Consider the following 16456-nt stretch of genomic DNA (forward strand, 5'->3'; position numbering starts at 1 on the left):
AATCGTCCCCGTTCAAAGTAGATTTTGAACAGTATGTCACAAAAAGGCTCATCACCATAAGGTGTGGTTGACGCATAAAATCCATCAGATTTTGAATTGAACATAGAAAAAAAGCGAAAACCCCGGTATCGTAATTGTTGCTTAGACAAACCACGATTGGAGTTTTCGCTTTGTCCCAACAGTTTATCAAATTACTTCTTCCACTTCCAGACCTTTTTCAGATTCAGATGTCTTCAGACGAAGAACCAAACGTTTTTCCGGTCATCCCGGATCGACATGACATCCCTTGTCCGCTGTGCCAGAGAAAGACCATCCTGCATTCGAAAAAGCGGCGTCGCTTTCGACACGGTCATGCGTGGAACGTCGGTGTACTCTGGATCGAACTGGATGTCCCACGTCAAAGATGCACCTCTTGTGATTTGACGTTCGTGTATGACTACGGTCTCGGGCTCGTCAGCACTTCCACCGAGGTGTTCCGGAAAGGCATCGCAAAACGTTGCCACGGACGGACAATCTCAGATGTCGCACGCGAGTACAGCCTCCCTTATACGACGGTGGAGCGCTGGTTCTATCAGTACGCTTCGGTGGAGACGATGGAGCGTGCAACGCATGTCCTGGTCGACGAGTTCGCCACGAGAAAGGGGCACCACTATGCGACGATTGTCCTCGATGCCAAGAGTGGCCAGCTTCTGTCCATTGTCCCGGGCCGGGACGTGGCAGCCATCTCGGCAGCACTTCAAGGCGTATCCGGGGATGTCCGTTCTGTCGTCAGTGATTTTGCACCGGCGATGGCGAAGGCCATCAACCATGTCTTCCCGGAGGCAGAACATGTGCTGGACCGGTTCCACCTCGTCCAGTTCGTCACGGACGCCCTTCGCCGACGGCGTCGTTTTTGAACGAGGCAAGACGCCATCACCACGTTCGCGTGATCGATCGTTCGCTCGCGCGTCGCCCGGAAACGCTGACTGGGGAAGACCGGGAGGTCGCCCGTTCCTGTATGCAGGAAGATCCATTCATTCGGAACCTCTATCAAGGGCTCCAGCATATCCGGTATGTGCTGAAGGCGACGTGCGAGATACAGTCGCAACGGCGGCTCACAGACTGGTTGGACCGTTATCAGTTCCATCCGTGCGGGCCCCTGGCGAAGATCGCGAAAGCAATCCGGGTCCGGGAGCAAGCGATGCGCCAGACAATCGTGTCAAGGCTGTCGAACGGGAAGATGGAAGGGACGAACAACAAGATCAAGCTCATCAAACGCCGTGGCTATGGCTATCGAAACCTCGAGCGATTCTTTTTAAGATTGCGCCTCGAGATCGGTCGTCAAAATAGCAACCACGAGTTATGGTGATGAGCCAGAAAAAGAGGATGAATTTATCGAAGTTTTCTCAAACAGGGGGTAAAATTACAAAGAATTTTTTCTTTTGTTCTTTGCCCAGATCACTAGAAACGATAGAAAGATCAAAATAAATAAGCCGTACTGATAACCGGGATGTATGGATTCTACAAGGCCATAAACAACAGCCACTTCAAGAGAAACGGCCGGAATTTTACCGATGGTGCTGGCAATAATGAATAAGCCACCTGGAATGGGCGTCAAGGCCGCCCCTGCTGTTACCAGACCTGATGGGACAAAAGGAATTAAGCGCAGCAAGATGATTGCCCAGAAGACGCGGCTTATTGAAGAACTCTGGATGTACCTCCAGAACGGCCGCTTTAACCACTTTGGATTAACTTTTGAAAACCCATATCGATATAGGTAAAATCCGACGATAGCGCCAAAAATCTCCCCCGACAAAGAAAGGATGACGCCAATGGTTAACCCTAAAGAACTGATATTGAGAGACGTGAGCAAAAAGCTTGGGAAAAAGCCAACTGCACCCATACTTATGTTGAAAATGAGAAGCAGCAGAAATTCTAAAACGGGGAACTGAGTGTTTATGGTATAATCCGCCTCCTGCGCTGTTTAAAAAATTGATGGTATATAAAAGTTCAGTTGAATGAAATTTTAAGATAGAGAAGTGCGTTCTATATCCGCTTTTTTCGAATTCGGTAATACACTAATCCTGAAAAGCCAACGACGAGGAGGAACAAATAGATTGAACTTAAAATCCCAGGTGGGAAAAATGTGCGAACGTCTTCAGAATTAGAAGGAAGGTTTGTCTCAGAAGCACTGACAACGGGAAACTGATAAGAAGACAAAAGAGTGCCATCCTGATCAGTAATCCTTAATAGTCCATCTTCTTTTACAGCGATTGTCACTTGCTCATCTGTTTGGTGTGTATAAAAGAAATCGCCTGGCGTAATGTATTCCACATCACCGGCAAAAAAGCTGCTTTCTTTCGGAATGCTCACTGTTTTAAAATTTTCAAATCCAAAATCCAAAAGTTGAATAGTGTCAGCATAAGCTTCTGCCTCTGTGTCGCTTTTTAAGGTGACGACAATTAAATTCAGGTTTTCTCTTTTGGCTGTCGTGGCCAGCGTGACGCCTGCTTCTGGCACAAACCCGGTTTTACCACCCGTAACGCCTTCATAAGGTTTTTCCCTTAATAGTTTGTGGTGGGTATAAAGCGTGGTATCCCAGGATTCACCGTTCCAGGGCAGTTCTTTTGTTCCAAATATTTTCATGAATTCATCGTTCTTCATCGCATATCGGGTTAACTTCGCTAAATCTTCGGCTGTCGTAACATGCTCGGGATCAAAAAGACCGTGGGGATTTTCGAAGTTCGTATTCCGCAGGCCAATTACATCTTCTAAATATAAATTCATATCAGCAGAAAATAACTCAACGCTGCCGCTGATGTGTTCAGCAATGGCGACGCCGGCATCATTTCCAGAGTTGACTAAGAGGCCCAGCAACAGTTTTTCTAAAGTCACTTGTTCTCCCTCTTCCAAATAAACACGGGTGCCTTCCGTATTGCGTGCTTTTTTACTGATGGTTACAATATCATTTAATTTTCTGTTTTCAATTGCATAAATGGCTGTGGCAATTTTTGTTAGGCTGGCAGGATACATCTGCGACTGTGCATTTTTTTCATAGAGGATTTCTCCAGTCGTTGCTTCCATGACAATAGCTGCTTCACTGGATACGTTTGGCAGGGAAGGGTCATCAGTTTTACTGAAAACGGACGAAACGATTAAAGTGTTGATCATGATTAAAATGGTTGAAACAACACTTAGTTTTTTCATAACTACTCCCTCCTGAGTGATTATTTTAGTTCTGCTTTATTATATAATTGACGGTTTCCCGGTCCGAATCAGTCGGTAAATGAAAGGTTTGCTGGTATTTCTCGTGTCCTTTACCGGTAATCACAATCCAGTCGCCTTCCTTGCTTTCATGGATTGCTTGCTGAATGGCGAGTGTACGGTCTGGAACGATGCTGCCTTTTGAGTTGCCGTATGTTTCATTTAGTTGGTTTAAAACTTCCAGCATATCTCCTGGAGAAACATTGTTCAGGTCGTCCAACGTTAAAATGTAGCGGTCACTCATTTCAGCAGATATGGATAGCATGTGCTTTCTCTTGCTGGCATCTCGATTTCCACGAAAGCCGAAAATATGGGTTATTCGTTGGGCCCCTTGTGATTTTGCAGTTTCCAGGCAGTAAGAGATGGCATCCGGAGTATGGGCATAATCCACAATAACGATCGAGCCCTTGGCCAGTTTCGTGACCTCAAAGCGTCCATCGACTCCCTTGAAATGGTGAATGGAGTTTAAGAGCTTTTCTTTGGGAATACCCAGCAACAATGATGTTCCGTAGGCCATTAAGGTGTTATACATATTGTGCATTCCGGTCATGGCAGCGACCATTTGATACGTTTCGTTACTTTCAATCACCCGCATAGTGGAGGACAGTGAATGAAATTTTGCAACACGCAGGTTGCATTCAGTGGATGTGCCAATTGCATAAATCGGTTTTCCCTTTGTTTGCAGGATTCCACAGAGCTTTCGTCCCCACTCATTATCTGTATTCACTACAGCAATCCCATGTTCTTTCATCTGATTGAACATTGTAAGCTTCGCCTGAAAATATTCTTCCATGGAACTGTGATAATCCAGGTGTTCATGGTGAAGATTGAGGAACAAGCCGTAATCAAATTCAATGCCTTCTAACCGATACTGGGCCAGTCCATGAGAAGAAACTTCCATAATGACGACCTCATCCTGACTGAGGGTCAACAGTTTATGGAGAGCGAGTGAATTTGGTGTGGTGTTCGAGCTTTTCATTTTTTCGCCATTGATAATATTTTGGTTGGTACCGATGACAGAACAACTCATACCGTTGCTTTCCAGAAAGTGCTGGAGCATATAGCTCGTCGTCGTTTTTCCGTTGGTGCCCGTAATTCCAATCATTATTTTCTGGTCAGATGGACGGCCATAAAAATTCCTGGCCAGGATGCCAAGCGCTTTCCGGCTATTTTCCACCTGTAAATAAGGGACACCTAACCGGGTAATTCCTTGTTCTCCGATGACAAGGGCTGCCCCTTTTTCAATTGCCTGGTCAATAAACCCGTGACCATCAATTTCAAATCCTTTAATAGCAACAAACACAAAACCTTTTGCCACATCGCTTGAGTTATCGGCAATCCCCTTGATGTCTAATTCTAATATTCTGGAATCTAATCGGGAGATCAGACCGGATTCGTTCAAAAGCTGATTTGTTTTCATAGATTTGGTGACCTCTCTAAAACTATTTAAATTTGATTTATTCTATTATAAAAATGTTGAAAAAATGTGCAGAATTTATACGGGAAGCCTAACTACTAAAACTTAATGTTTTTGTAATACAAACGAAATCGAATCCTTTATGAACCATTACAGATAAAAACCCGGGATCTTGTTGACAAGATCCCGGGTTTTGGCGCTTTTATTCGGGTGACAGTTCGCTTTCAGTCACCCATTTATGATTGGTGACTTCCTCGCCTCCGGTGGTCGGGACGAAATCAACCATATAGACGGTCGTTTCTTCGGTAGAATCAACCGTAGCCGTTGCGCCGTCCATTCCCTCCATATGGTCAGCGGCAATGGCCGCTTCATCGCCCGTTTCCAATGGTTCATCACCTGGATTTTCCAATTCTGCGTGAATCACCCATTTGTGATTTTCAACCGGCTCGCCTCCGTCCGTCGGCGTATAGGTCACTGCATAGGCGGTTGTATCATAAGCCCCGACAATTGTGGCTTCAGCACCTTTCATGCCTTCCATATGATCGGTTTCAATAATCGCCTGGCTTCCAACTTCAAAGGTTGGATTTTCGGCTTCCTGCAAATCATCCGGGACTTCACCTGAACCGGAATAGAAGAAACTGCACAGAAAATCAAGAATTAATCGGTAAACTGGATTGGTTGACGTCTTCTGGAACGGTTAAGCAAGCACGGGGAAGTAGAAGTTAAGAGAGGGGCTGTATTTAATTTTACATACCTTGAAATTCCCCGAGTCTTATATAGAAAATTTCATTTGATTCCTTAAGGGATACAAAAATGATAAAGAAGAGGATTCAACTTACTGTAATAGGAGGTGTACAAGTGGCGGAAATTAGTTTGTATCTTGCGTTTGGCGCAGGGCTTTTATCATTTATCTCTCCATGCTCCCTTCCTTTGTATCCGGCTTTTTTATCCTACCTTACTGGAGTTTCAGTCAATGAGTTAAAGACGGGCAAGGGAATGATGAGGAGCACGGCTTTGATTCATACGGTTCTATTTTTGATAGGTTTCTCCATCATTTTTTTAGCGTTGGGCTTGTCGACTTCGCTTATCGGAAACTTCTTCTTGGAATATCAAGTTCTTCTACGTCAATTGGGCGCTATTTTGATGGTGTTTTTTGGCTTGGTCCTAACCGGTATCCTGAAATTCGACTTCCTGCTGTCGGATAAGAAATTACAGTTCCAGAAAAGGCCCTCCGGATACGCGGGTTCTGTTCTGATCGGCATTGGCTTTGCAGCTGGATGGACCCCGTGTACCGGTCCCATACTTGCAGGAGTTATTGCACTCGGAGTAGCGGATCCGGACAGTGGCTTACTCTATATGCTGTTTTACGTTCTGGGATTTTCCATTCCTTTTCTCTTGATGTCGTTTTTTATTGAGAAAATGACTTTCTTGAAGAAGAAGAGCGCTCTTTTCATGTTAATAGGAGGAGCATTAATGATTCTGATGGGCGTTTTACTTTACTTTGACATGCTGACAGAAATCATCGCTTTTTTATCGCAATTTACGGGTGGATTTACAGGGTTTTAATGGACTCAACCCATCATCTAGGAAGGACGTGACAGTGTATGGCTGCTAAAAAGGATAAAAAGAGAAATCGCTTGATTATGAGGACAAGTATTTGTTCATTCTGGTTGTCGCTATTGCATTTACCATCTACAACGGATTAACAAAAGAGAAAAACGAATTGCTGCAAGTTGGAGATTCGGCACCCGATTTTGCGTTGACGGATTTGAACGAGGAACGGCATCAGCTGTCTGAGTACAAAGGGCAGGGGGTGTTCGTGAACTTTTGGGGTACTTGGTGCAAACCGTGCGAAAAAGAGTTCCCGCTGATGGAAAAGCAGTACCAGGTATACAAGGATCAAGGTGTGGAGATACTCGCTGTCAATATTGCGCAATCCGATTATGAAGTGAGACAATTTGCTGAACAGCGAAATTTAACGTTCCCGATTGTTATCGATAAGGACAAAAGTGTTATGGAAGCTTATAATATCCGTCCATTGCCGACTACTCTGTTAGTCAATCAAGAGGGCAAAATCGAGAAAATTATTACGGGTGAAATGTCCGAAGAGGATATCGCGAGTTATATGGAACAGATCAAACCGTGCTGATACCTCTGAATTTCCCAAGCATAATGCGGGCCACGTTATTTTGAAAAATGCTGCAAAGAAAAAACGAGAAAAAAACATTTCTTTAAAGTGGACTAACCGAAAGAAAAGAAATGTCAGGTGTAGAAAATTTATAAATAAAAATCAGGCAAAGATCCTCCACCGGACCGATTGGAAGGATTATTCCTTTTGGGTCAATTGTAGAGGGAATGGATTAGCTGTTTTGAAATCAAGATATCTGCACAAAAAGTCGAAACTTTTTCGTTAAACTTTAAGAATGTTATACTTATAAAAAATAAAAAATGACATATTCGGAGGGCATCTACATGAAAAAAAAGAGAATAGGAACGGCAGTGCTGTCGGCTTTTCTTTTGTTGGCAGGCTGCAGCAATGATACAACGGATTCATTTGAAGTGCCGTTTGAAGGGGAACTGAACCATGTTCATGGGATGGGTTATGCAGGAAATGAGAACGGACTGTATTTTGCCTCGCATACCGGGCTGAAAATTTACCGGGAAGAGGGCTGGTTCGAAACGGCGGATAATTTTCATGATTATATGGGCTTTAATGCAACAAATGAAGGATTTATTACGTCGGGCCACCCAAGTGCAGACTCAGAATTACCCAATCCCCTAGGGATACAGCGAAGCATCGACAGCGGTAAATCGATTGAAGAGATTGCATTTCAAGGAGAAACGGATTTTCATGCCATGGCGGTGGGATATAACAGTAACGACATTTTCCTAATCAATCCGGCCAAGAATTCCCTATTGGAAGCCGGCGTATATAAAAGCGGTGATGAAGGCGAATCATGGAAAACTGTGAAGGCTGAAGGGCTGGAAGGCGAAGTGACTTCGCTCGCTCTTCACCCGGCTGACTCAAACTTCGTCGCTGCAGCTACGGCTGCAGGGATTTATTTCTCACGGGATGGCGGAGAAAATTTTAAAGCCATTACAGACGGAAGTGAAACAGGCACAGCGGTGCATTTCACCGAAGACCATTTGTACTTCGGAAGCTACGGGACAGCGGCGGCTCTGGTGAAGTATACTATGGAAAATGAAGAACTCGAGCCGGTGGATACACCGGACCTTTCACAAGATGCCGTCGCTTTTATTGCACAAAACCCGATGGATGGAATGGAACTGGCGATCTACACATTTGAAGGCAATGCCTACTTGTCGGAAGACGGATTACAGACCTGGAAAACGCTGCTGGAAGAGGGAAAAACCAAGTAGAAACCAGCTAGCCGTTTGAAAGACGAACCGAATCCAACAGCTTTCGGCAGCAGTCTTTGTCTTGATTGCTGCTAACCAATCGACTTAAAGAGGGATGCCATGTTAAACAGGCTTGCATTGAAAATAGGTTTGCTGTTTTTTGTGTTTATTATCATCATTGAATTGGTTTTGTTTCTAACCCTGTACGTTACTTTTGTCAATGAACGGGTGGATGAAGTCATGACCAACCTGCTTGCAAGAGGGAACACCCACAGCGAAGTATTGGAAGACAGTTTTGAACCGGCGACATTGAACCATGTGGCGTTGATGGAATCGGCCTCCGATTTCATCGTCATCATCACGGATGCAGATGGCAACGAATTGACCCATTCCGATCTGATTGAACCTGAAATGAGGGAAGTGTTGGAACACACCGATTTTGATGAGGTTCTGCAGGGAGGGAAGGTCGTGGAAGAGCGATGGGACAAAAAAGAGTTTATTGCGACGGACAGCCCAATCACCATTGAAGGAGAACATAGAGGCCACGTGTTCATGTTTGCGGAAACCAATCATATCAAAGGGATGGTCAGTCATTTGCGAAACCAATTCCTGATTGTTGGCCTGATTGCTGTCGGGTTGACCGTCATCACAATTTTTCTGCTATCCCGATTGATTACGTTGCCGTTGATTCGGATGAAAGAAGCGACGGAACAGTTAAGCGAAGGGCACCACGAGGTCAGCCTGAATATTGGCCGAAACGATGAGTTGGGAGAGCTGGCGAAAGCCATCACTGCTCTATCCAGTGACTTGGAACATTTAAAAAATGAGCGGAATGAATTTTTGGCGAGTATTTCGCACGAGTTGCGGACGCCGTTGACCTATATCAAAGGATATGCCGATATCGCGAGCCGGCCGGATGCATCCGAGGAAGAGAAAAAGGAATACATTGGCATCATCCGGGAAGAGACGGCCCATTTGACGGAATTGATCCGGCAGCTGTTTGAGCTGGCTCAGATGGATCATAACCAGTTCGCCATTCAAAAAGAGGAATTTTCACTGGAGATGCTTTTTGCATCCGTCGTTGCCTTGGTTCGGCCAGCTTTTGACGAGAAACAGATTTCATTGGCTGTCCATTGTGAACATGAGATTGTCGCCTTCATTGATCCCGAACGTTTTCAGCAGGTATTGCTGAATGTCTTGGACAACGCCCGCAAGCATTCTCCTGAAGGAACACAAGTGGTATTACAGGGAGTCCAAGATAAAGGTACCATCACCATAAGCATCCGTGATGAAGGAGAGGGCATACCGGAAAAAAATCTTCCTTTTGTCTTTGAACGATTGTATCGGGTCGATAAATCCAGATCCAGACAGTACGGAGGAAGCGGTCTTGGCCTGGCGATTGCGAAAGAAATCGTCGAATCGCACGGTGGTCTCATGACGCTTCAAAGTGAGTACGGACAAGGGACAACCGTCCTGATAGAATTGAAAAGGGGGGATTCGCTTGCAGAAAGTGCTGTTGGTTGATGATGAACAACGAATGCTGGATTTAGTGGCTTTATATTTGAAGCCGCATCAGTACCTCTGTAAAAAAGCACTGGGAGCTCATGAAGCCCTCGACTATTTGGAATCGGAACCTTTCGATCTCGTCTTACTGGATATCATGATGCCGGAAATGGATGGCTGGGAACTGTGCCGCGAAATCCGGAAATTTTCGGATGTGCCAATCATTATGCTGACGGCGCGGGAACAACAGGAGGATATTGTTAAGGGATTGAATATCGGGGCGGATGATTACATCACAAAGCCGTTTAATGAAGATGAGTTGCTGGCCCGGATGGGGGCGCTGCTTCGCAGGAGAACTCCGAAAAATACCATTGAAGTGGACGGTTTGGTGTGGGACGAAGACCGGTTTGAACTTACGTACGGCAAACATATCATCAAATTGACGCCAAAAGAATTTCTGATGGTGGGCCATCTGATGAAGAATGCCGACAAAGTGTTTACGAGGGAGCAGCTGATCCAGTTAATTTGGGGATTCGACTCAGAGACGGAAGGGCGGACCATCGATTCGCATGTGCGAAATGTTCGGGAAAAAATCCGCCAGTCCGGTTTTCCGGTCGATGATCATTTTCTCACGGTTTGGGGAATCGGCTACAAATGGATCCATGAAGCAGAATGATGCTTGATAAAAGAAAAGGTCCGTCGGAAAATATTTCCGACGGGCCTTTTTGAGTAAGGTTATGCGGCGTTACGGCAAGCTTCTGCACATCTACGGCAAGCTTCCGCACAGCGTCTGCAATGTTCATGATGATCGGCGTGCTTCTCACATTCCTCTGCGCAAGCTTCGCAAATGGTTGCGCAAACGGCTGCCAGTTCGGAAACGAACGGTGAATTGTGAGTAATGGCATGTTCCAAAAATGCACACATGTCCGCGCATTCCCGGTCTAATCGAATGCACTGTGCTAGCATCTTCACATCATCTTCCTGCAGACAAGCGTCAAAACAATGGTTACATTCCGCTGCACAATCATGTAATGCCCGAATCAATTCCTGATGTTGTTCATGAGCCATGTTAAAACCTCCATTTCTTATTTTTGTTTCATTTACTGGATTTCCCTCTCCTTTCCAAACTAAACAGAAATACCGAAACTCCATAGAAACTGCACATTTTATAGACAAGTAATCAAATATTAAAATCAATGGTGCGGTTTTTTTGGGGGGTCATTGTGAACTTCTAAATTAGAGTCATGGAAACAGCGATAAAGTAAAATGATACTAAACACTTGATATACCCTATCGGGGTATGTTAAGTTTAAGGAAATATTACTTTAGGAGGAATAATAATGATTGAAACATTAAAAGTACAAGGTATGTCCTGCGGCCACTGTGCAAACTCGGTTGAAACGGGCGTCGGTGAACTCGAAGGGATTTCATCTGTGACAGTTGATCTTAAAAAAGGCGAAGTGGCAGTAGACTATGATACTGCCAAGACATCATTAAACGAAATTCAGAAAGCGATTGAAGAACAAGGGTATGACGTCGTATAAGGGTGCTTTCACAGCACACTTTACTTTTAAATGAAATATACCCTCGCGTGGTATATTCGGCAAGAACTTTGTGAATGTTAAGAATGTAAATAGGGTTAAATAGGATAAGAACCACTAGTTTGGAGGAGGCGCACTGAATGGCTAAAAATGATAAAGACCATCACCACCATCAAGACGAACAGGTAGATCACAGTAAAATGGATCATTCCAAACATGTTGGGCATTCGTACCATGAAGACCAAGTGAAAGAAGGCATTCAAGACGACAGCAATCCTGCCAAAATTCATGATGATCATGCCCATCACAATCATGGTGGCCACGATCATAGTGACCATGGACATCACCATCATGGGAATTTCAAAGAAATTTTCCTGAAGTCGCTGCCCTTGGGCATTGTCATTCTATTATTGTCGCCGATGATGGACGTTCGGCTTCCTTTCCAATTTACTTTTCCATACTCGGATATTGTGGTCGCTGTATTAGCAACTATCTTATTGGTTTATGGCGGAAAACCCTTCTATCAAGGTGCAATCGCTGAATTTAAGGAAAAAGCACCGGGCATGATGGCCCTTATTTCATTAGGGATATCCGTTTCCTATTTGTACAGCATTTACGCCGTGCTGGCACGCTACGTAACCGGCGATCACATCATGGATTTCTTCTTTGAATTCGCGTCCTTGCTGTTGATCATGCTCCTTGGACACTGGATCGAAATGAAGGCTATCGGAGAAGCAGGAGACGCGCAAAAATCGCTCGCCGAATTGGTGCCGAAAGATGCACATGTGGTATTGGAAGATGATTCGATCGAGACGCGTCCCGTAAATGAGCTGAAAGTCGGAGACCTTGTACGGGTTCAGGCCGGAGAAAACGTCCCTGCCGATGGCATCATCAAAAGAGGCACCTCGCGGATCAATGAAGCTTTGCTGACGGGGGAATCTAAACCCATTGAAAAAGGAGCCGGAGACAAAGTGATCGGCGGTTCCACGAACGGTGCAGGCATCATATATCTTGAAGTACAGGAAACCGGCGACCAATCGTTCATTTCCCAAGTACAAACCCTGATAAGCCAGGCGCAGGATCAACCTTCAAGAGCTGAAAATCTGGCTCAAAAAGTAGCCGGCTGGCTGTTTTATATCGCCATTGCGGCGGCTTTCCTCGCTTTTGTCGTTTGGCTGTACATTGCTGACATTCAAACCGCTGTTCTTTTTACGGTTACGACATTAGTCATTGCATGTCCACACGCTCTCGGCCTTGCCATTCCGCTGGTTATTGCACGAAGCACCAGTTTAGGTGCAAGCCGCGGGCTGTTGGTGAAAGACCGCGAAGCATTGGAGCTGGCAACTAAGGCTGATGTAATGATACTGGATAAAACGGGTACATTGACTACTGGCGAATTTAAAGTTTTGAACATGGAAACACTGGATGGTCAACATACCGAAGCCGAAATCGCGGCGTTAATGGCAGGGATTGAAGGCGGGTCCAGCCACCCAATCGCCCAGTCAATCGTCCAATACGCTGAGAAACAAGGGATTCAGCCTGTCCACTTTGATTCGATTGATGTTGTGTCGGGTGCGGGTATAGAAGGAAACGCCAATGGCCGCAAATACGAATTGATCAGCCAAAAGGCACTTGGAAGAGATGTAGCGGTGGATGTTCCCAAAGGGGCAACATTAAGTATACTAGTTGAGGACGGGAATCCGATCGGTACGGTCGCATTAGGCGATGAATTGAAAGAAACGAGCAGAACGCTGATACAGGCATTGAAGCATTACAATATAAAACCGATTATGGCTACAGGTGACAATGAAACGGCGGCCCAAGGAGTAGCAGAGGAACTGGGCATTGAATACAGAGCCAATCAATCACCGCAAGATAAATATGGTTTAGTGGAATCACTGAAAAATAATGGACAAACGGTTATCATGGTCGGCGATGGCGTCAACGATGCACCATCCCTTGCAATAGCAGACGTTGGGATAGCAGTCGGTGCCGGAACTCAAGTCGCCATCGATTCCGCTGATGTGATTTTGACTCAGTCGGATCCAGGCGATATTGAATCCTTTATCGAATTGGCCAATAAAACAACCAGTAAAATGAAACAGAACCTCGTGTGGGGAGCCGGTTATAACTTTATTGCCATTCCCATAGCGGCGGGTGTTCTAGCCTCCATTGGGATTACGTTGGCTCCTGCCGCAGGAGCAGTTCTGATGTCCGTGTCCACGGTTATCGTGGCTATCAATGCGATGACATTGAAACTAAGAAATAGAGCTGTTTAACACCGTGTTTAATTGTCGTACACGAAAAGTGCTGCCTCCCAAAAGTTGAATTTTCTTTAACCTTGGGGGCACAGTTTTGTATTAGGTTAAAGTCAAACGGAGGTTTGAAGACTTTGGATAATTAAATATATTTTTATAGTTAACATATGAGATATTATCGGAAGAGAGGAAGCCCAAAAGCTTCTTCTCTTTTCTACTTAAATTCAATTAACACAAAAAAGTTTTCAAAAATTGATCATTCATTCATTAATAGCCGATTGTAAAATTAAGCTAGACAATTGAAAAAGCCATTCGTGGTACACTCACAATGTATTTTCCGACCAAAGAAAAACATAGGAGTGATCACGAATGACCTACACCCATCTTACCACGGATGAACTGGTGATGATAGAATCCTACCACCGCCAAAATATACCTGTAGCGATCATTGCTAAGTTGATGAACCGTTCCAGGCAGCCAATCTACAACGTCATCAATTTCCTGAAATCAGGACATACAGCGCTCGACTTCTACACGCAATACAAGAAAAATAAGAAACGCTGCGGCCGGCGGAAGATTGTCCTGCCGAAGAAACAAGTGGCCTATGTTCAAGACAAGGTGGCGCAGGGCTGGACGCCGGATGTCATTGTCGGCCGGGCAGAAACGGCCATCGATTGTTCCGCGCGCACCATCTATCGCATGTTCAAAAATCAGGTCTTTGACGCCGCCACGCTGCCGATGAAAGGAAAACGGAAACCCAATGGACACCAGGAACGCCGGGGAAAACAGGCGTTCAAACGCCATATTTCCGAACGGGAAGCCGACAACCCGTCGTTCAAAAAAGAGTTCGGGCATATCGAAGGCGACACCATTGTGGGTGCCCGCCACAAAAGTGCGGTGATCACGCTGGTCGAACGGCTGACGAAAGTCATCATCGCCCTGAAGCCTGCAGGACGCAAGGCTTGCGATATTGAAACTGCGTTGAACCAGTGGTTCCAAGGGGTCCCGAGAAATCTGTTCAAATCCATCACGTTTGATTGCGGCAAGGAATTCTCCAATTGGAAACCGTTGTGCAACCGGCACGACGTCTCGATTTACTTTGCGGATCCCGGCACGCCTTCTCAGCGCGCCTTGAATGAAAACTCCAACGGGCTCCTGCGGAAAGACGGCTTGGCAAAGGAAATGGACTTCAACCAGGTGGATCAAACATTCATTTCGTCGGTGGCCGACAAGCGGAATAACATCCCAAGAAAGTCACTGAATTACCGCACACCGTTGGAGGCATTTTTGAGTCACCTGAATGGAGTCGATCTGTCTAGCTTAAATTGACAAACGGAATGATTTAAAGATATCAGTGTACTGCAACTTTTAACTGATACATCTATAAAAGCAGCAAAGGATTTTTCGTCAGCAACCGCCAGGGCGTTAGTCTATCGATTGTTCGACGTGAATGATTGCCTCGAACGGCACATGGATGATCCCTTCCCTTTGATTGGCCAGCTCGACGGTCCGCTCCATGTAGTTCGTCCGGTGCACGAATCCTCTGAATCGTTTCATCTCCCGCTTCTCCACATATTTTACCTCTACCAAATCTCCGCTGAAGATCGCGTCGTTCAGCACATTCTCATAGACCGATAGGACCTGTTCATCGATATCTGGCATCTCAATTTTTTGAATCTCTTTATAGTATTTCGTCAGTAGCGCCTTGTGCTCGGGCATGAGGAATGGGATCCATTTCAATTCGCCCCGATCGCGATACATCGTCATAATAATTACCCCTCTCAATAAAACGAACGTTTGTTCTTATTTTATACCCGATTTGTCCCGTTTGAACAGCCTTTTTCGTGATTGGTAATCCGTGCGTCCTGTTTCCGTACTCTAGCTCGCTGGTCTTCGGTGCAAGGGACGTCAAAAAAATGACGCGCCCTCCGGCCCGTCTTCCTTCGCTTTAGGCTCAAAGCGAGGCTTTTCGCTCGTTGGCTACGGAAGCCTGTCCCTCCGTTTGCTCTACGCATTTTTTTGAGGCTCTCCCTGCGGTCGCCCTTGCACCGTCTCCCGACGCTCGCTTCGTTCCCGTCAACAGGACGCACAACGGTGTTCGTTCTGAGCTCGGCTTATCCGAAAGGGGACAAACCATCATGGAACTTACATCCATCATCGAGGTCATTCGTATCAAACAAGAGATTCGCGAGGAGATGGTCGCTCTCGAGCACGCCATCATCCAATCACCGGACAGTGCCCGACAAATCGGTTCCTCGTTCATCGGGGACGACGACCGTGAAGTGTTCCTCGTCATCATGCTCAACACAAAGAACCGGGTCATCGGCGTCCACCGGGCACACGTCGGGAGCGTCAACTCGAGTGTCGTCCACCCACGGGAGGTCTTCAAATGCGCCATCTTGAACAACGCCTCGTGCCTCATCGTCTGTCATCAGCACCCGAGCGGGGACCCGAGACCGAGCCGGGAGGACATCCTCGTCTCCGAACGGTTACATGAGGCGGGGGACCTCATCGGCATCCCGGTGCTCGACCATCTCATCCTCGGAGCGGACGAGTCGTACGTCAGCATGAAACAGCGAGGTTACATGGGTTGAACGGAATGGAGTGGGGCCGGGGGACCGGTCCCGGTCCGTCCGGTAAGGACAAGGAAGAAAAACGTACGTTTTTCTTTGACTGGATGGGCGACTCGCGTTGCTCTCGCCTGGATCCATAGAGCGGGATCCGGAAAAGGGTCGTTTTCGCATGACGAAAACGCGATGGTTCGTGTGTGAAGGTTGGACGTTGTTTTGGTCTGTCTCGTAAGAAGACTATTTGATGAAATGACAGAAGTGAAAACACGGTTTGTTTATTGAAAATGAGCATGTTTTCTAAACAAGCCCTAGGGCTTGTTTGAAACAACACCAGGGCTTACGTGAAATTAGGCGAGATGTTGTCTGCTTGGATGCGAGGTATCATGAGGCTATCAACAGGAGAGGAAGATTCAGATGGACAGTTACCAACTAGATCAACAGACGATGGACGAGATGACGGAGGTATTGCTTCGACTGTATTTTGCAATACAAATGTGCACAATAATGCAACGAAAAGTACAGAACTTTGCCAGCTGGGTTTTAGTGTTTCGACAACGCATGCGT

The 16456-nt window shown here is 45.9% G+C and carries 16 protein-coding genes and 2 pseudogenes; 12 read left to right on the plus strand and 6 right to left on the minus strand.

Annotated features, from left to right (window positions below; all coding sequences use genetic code 11):
- The first annotated feature begins 227 nt into the window (after positions 1-227).
- The gene (locus tag KNP74_RS08270) at positions 228-896 is read left to right on the plus strand and encodes a transposase (RefSeq protein WP_141639594.1); all 669 of its coding nucleotides are present in this window, start codon (positions 228-230) and stop codon (positions 894-896) included.
- Positions 893-1348: a transposase gene (locus KNP74_RS08275; RefSeq protein WP_084158424.1), complete on the plus strand. Its 456-nt coding sequence runs from the start codon at positions 893-895 to the stop codon at positions 1346-1348. The genes KNP74_RS08270 and KNP74_RS08275 overlap by 4 nt, the downstream gene beginning before the upstream one ends.
- 54 nt (positions 1349-1402) lie before the next feature.
- On the opposite strand, the gene KNP74_RS08280 is transcribed toward KNP74_RS08275, so the two are convergent.
- The 4 genes and pseudogenes from KNP74_RS08280 to KNP74_RS08295 form a co-directional block, all read right to left on the minus strand.
- Positions 1403-1882: a TVP38/TMEM64 family protein gene (locus tag KNP74_RS08280; protein ID WP_125318013.1), complete on the minus strand. Its 480-nt coding sequence runs from the start codon at positions 1880-1882 to the stop codon at positions 1403-1405.
- Positions 1883-2025: 143 nt separating this feature from the next.
- Entirely contained in the window at positions 2026-3186 is a 1161-nt protein-coding gene (locus tag KNP74_RS08285) for a D-alanyl-D-alanine carboxypeptidase family protein (RefSeq protein WP_029595523.1), read from the minus strand.
- A gap of 25 nt (positions 3187-3211) precedes the next feature.
- Positions 3212-4663 carry a UDP-N-acetylmuramoyl-L-alanyl-D-glutamate--2,6-diaminopimelate ligase gene (locus KNP74_RS08290; protein ID WP_029595522.1) on the minus strand — a complete coding sequence of 484 codons (1452 nt, stop codon included), beginning with the start codon at positions 4661-4663 and terminating at the stop codon, positions 3212-3214.
- Between the two features lie 199 nt (positions 4664-4862).
- Positions 4863-5288: pseudogene (locus tag KNP74_RS08295) on the minus strand (YdhK family protein); the annotation flags it as partial.
- A 230-nt stretch (positions 5289-5518) separates the two neighbouring features.
- Here KNP74_RS08295 and KNP74_RS08300 point away from each other — a divergent pair.
- From KNP74_RS08300 to KNP74_RS08320, 5 genes and pseudogenes are all read left to right on the plus strand, one after another.
- Complete coding sequence (locus KNP74_RS08300; protein WP_214764011.1) at positions 5519-6226, plus strand: cytochrome c biogenesis CcdA family protein; 708 nt, start codon at positions 5519-5521, stop codon at positions 6224-6226.
- Positions 6227-6264: 38 nt separating this feature from the next.
- Positions 6265-6809: pseudogene (resA, locus tag KNP74_RS08305) on the plus strand (thiol-disulfide oxidoreductase ResA).
- A 323-nt stretch (positions 6810-7132) separates the two neighbouring features.
- Positions 7133-8041, plus strand: a complete 909-nt coding sequence (locus KNP74_RS08310) for a F510_1955 family glycosylhydrolase (RefSeq protein WP_029595519.1) — start codon at positions 7133-7135, stop codon at positions 8039-8041.
- Positions 8042-8140: 99 nt separating this feature from the next.
- Complete coding sequence (locus tag KNP74_RS08315) at positions 8141-9544, plus strand: sensor histidine kinase (protein WP_214755065.1); 1404 nt, start codon at positions 8141-8143, stop codon at positions 9542-9544.
- Positions 9522-10199, plus strand: coding sequence for a response regulator transcription factor (locus tag KNP74_RS08320; protein WP_029595517.1), 678 nt, complete (start codon positions 9522-9524; stop codon positions 10197-10199). The genes KNP74_RS08315 and KNP74_RS08320 overlap by 23 nt, the downstream gene beginning before the upstream one ends.
- 59 nt (positions 10200-10258) lie before the next feature.
- On the opposite strand, the gene KNP74_RS08325 is transcribed toward KNP74_RS08320, so the two are convergent.
- Positions 10259-10591, minus strand: coding sequence for a four-helix bundle copper-binding protein (locus KNP74_RS08325; protein WP_084158420.1), 333 nt, complete (start codon positions 10589-10591; stop codon positions 10259-10261).
- A gap of 272 nt (positions 10592-10863) precedes the next feature.
- On the opposite strand from KNP74_RS08325, the gene copZ reads away from it, so the two are divergent.
- From copZ to KNP74_RS08340, 3 genes are all read left to right on the plus strand, one after another.
- A complete protein-coding gene (copZ, locus tag KNP74_RS08330; protein WP_029336157.1) occupies positions 10864-11067 on the plus strand; it encodes a copper chaperone CopZ in 204 nt (67 codons plus the stop codon).
- Positions 11068-11204: 137 nt separating this feature from the next.
- Positions 11205-13343 carry a heavy metal translocating P-type ATPase gene (locus KNP74_RS08335; RefSeq protein WP_029595516.1) on the plus strand — a complete coding sequence of 713 codons (2139 nt, stop codon included), beginning with the start codon at positions 11205-11207 and terminating at the stop codon, positions 13341-13343.
- 348 nt (positions 13344-13691) lie between these two features.
- Complete coding sequence (locus KNP74_RS08340) at positions 13692-14651, plus strand: IS30 family transposase (RefSeq protein WP_114167461.1); 960 nt, start codon at positions 13692-13694, stop codon at positions 14649-14651.
- Between the two features lie 96 nt (positions 14652-14747).
- Here the strand turns inward: KNP74_RS08340 and KNP74_RS08345 are convergent, their stop codons facing one another.
- Complete coding sequence (locus KNP74_RS08345; protein WP_029595514.1) at positions 14748-15089, minus strand: YolD-like family protein; 342 nt, start codon at positions 15087-15089, stop codon at positions 14748-14750.
- A 371-nt stretch (positions 15090-15460) separates the two neighbouring features.
- Between KNP74_RS08345 and KNP74_RS08350 the strand changes: the two genes are divergently transcribed.
- Together KNP74_RS08350 and KNP74_RS08355 are read left to right on the plus strand one after the other, a co-directional pair.
- Complete coding sequence (locus KNP74_RS08350; protein ID WP_214764014.1) at positions 15461-15916, plus strand: JAB domain-containing protein; 456 nt, start codon at positions 15461-15463, stop codon at positions 15914-15916.
- A gap of 359 nt (positions 15917-16275) precedes the next feature.
- Positions 16276-16456, plus strand: a 181-nt coding sequence (locus tag KNP74_RS08355; protein ID WP_214764015.1) for a hypothetical protein, incomplete at its 3' end; no start/stop codon positions are given.

This window comes from Exiguobacterium sp. s141, assembly GCF_018618085.1.
In the GTDB taxonomy this organism is placed as follows: domain Bacteria; phylum Bacillota; class Bacilli; order Exiguobacteriales; family Exiguobacteriaceae; genus Exiguobacterium; species Exiguobacterium mexicanum_A.

Excerpts from the sequence above, each read along its gene's own strand:
- KNP74_RS08270 (WP_141639594.1), top strand. The coding sequence starts at position 228 with ATGTCTTCAGACGAAGAACCAAACGTTTTTCCGGTCATCCCGGATCGA.
- KNP74_RS08325 (WP_084158420.1), bottom strand. The coding sequence starts at position 10,591 with ATGGCTCATGAACAACATCAGGAATTGATTCGGGCATTACATGATTGT.
- KNP74_RS08335 (WP_029595516.1), top strand. The coding sequence starts at position 11,205 with ATGGCTAAAAATGATAAAGACCATCACCACCATCAAGACGAACAGGTA.
- KNP74_RS08280 (WP_125318013.1), bottom strand. The coding sequence starts at position 1,882 with ATGGGTGCAGTTGGCTTTTTCCCAAGCTTTTTGCTCACGTCTCTCAAT.
- KNP74_RS08285 (WP_029595523.1), bottom strand. The coding sequence starts at position 3,186 with ATGAAAAAACTAAGTGTTGTTTCAACCATTTTAATCATGATCAACACT.
- KNP74_RS08340 (WP_114167461.1), top strand. The coding sequence starts at position 13,692 with ATGACCTACACCCATCTTACCACGGATGAACTGGTGATGATAGAATCC.
- KNP74_RS08290 (WP_029595522.1), bottom strand. The coding sequence starts at position 4,663 with ATGAAAACAAATCAGCTTTTGAACGAATCCGGTCTGATCTCCCGATTA.
- KNP74_RS08310 (WP_029595519.1), top strand. The coding sequence starts at position 7,133 with ATGAAAAAAAAGAGAATAGGAACGGCAGTGCTGTCGGCTTTTCTTTTG.
- KNP74_RS08345 (WP_029595514.1), bottom strand. The coding sequence starts at position 15,089 with ATGACGATGTATCGCGATCGGGGCGAATTGAAATGGATCCCATTCCTC.
- KNP74_RS08350 (WP_214764014.1), top strand. The coding sequence starts at position 15,461 with ATGGAACTTACATCCATCATCGAGGTCATTCGTATCAAACAAGAGATT.
- KNP74_RS08315 (WP_214755065.1), top strand. The coding sequence starts at position 8,141 with ATGTTAAACAGGCTTGCATTGAAAATAGGTTTGCTGTTTTTTGTGTTT.
- copZ (WP_029336157.1), top strand. The coding sequence starts at position 10,864 with ATGATTGAAACATTAAAAGTACAAGGTATGTCCTGCGGCCACTGTGCA.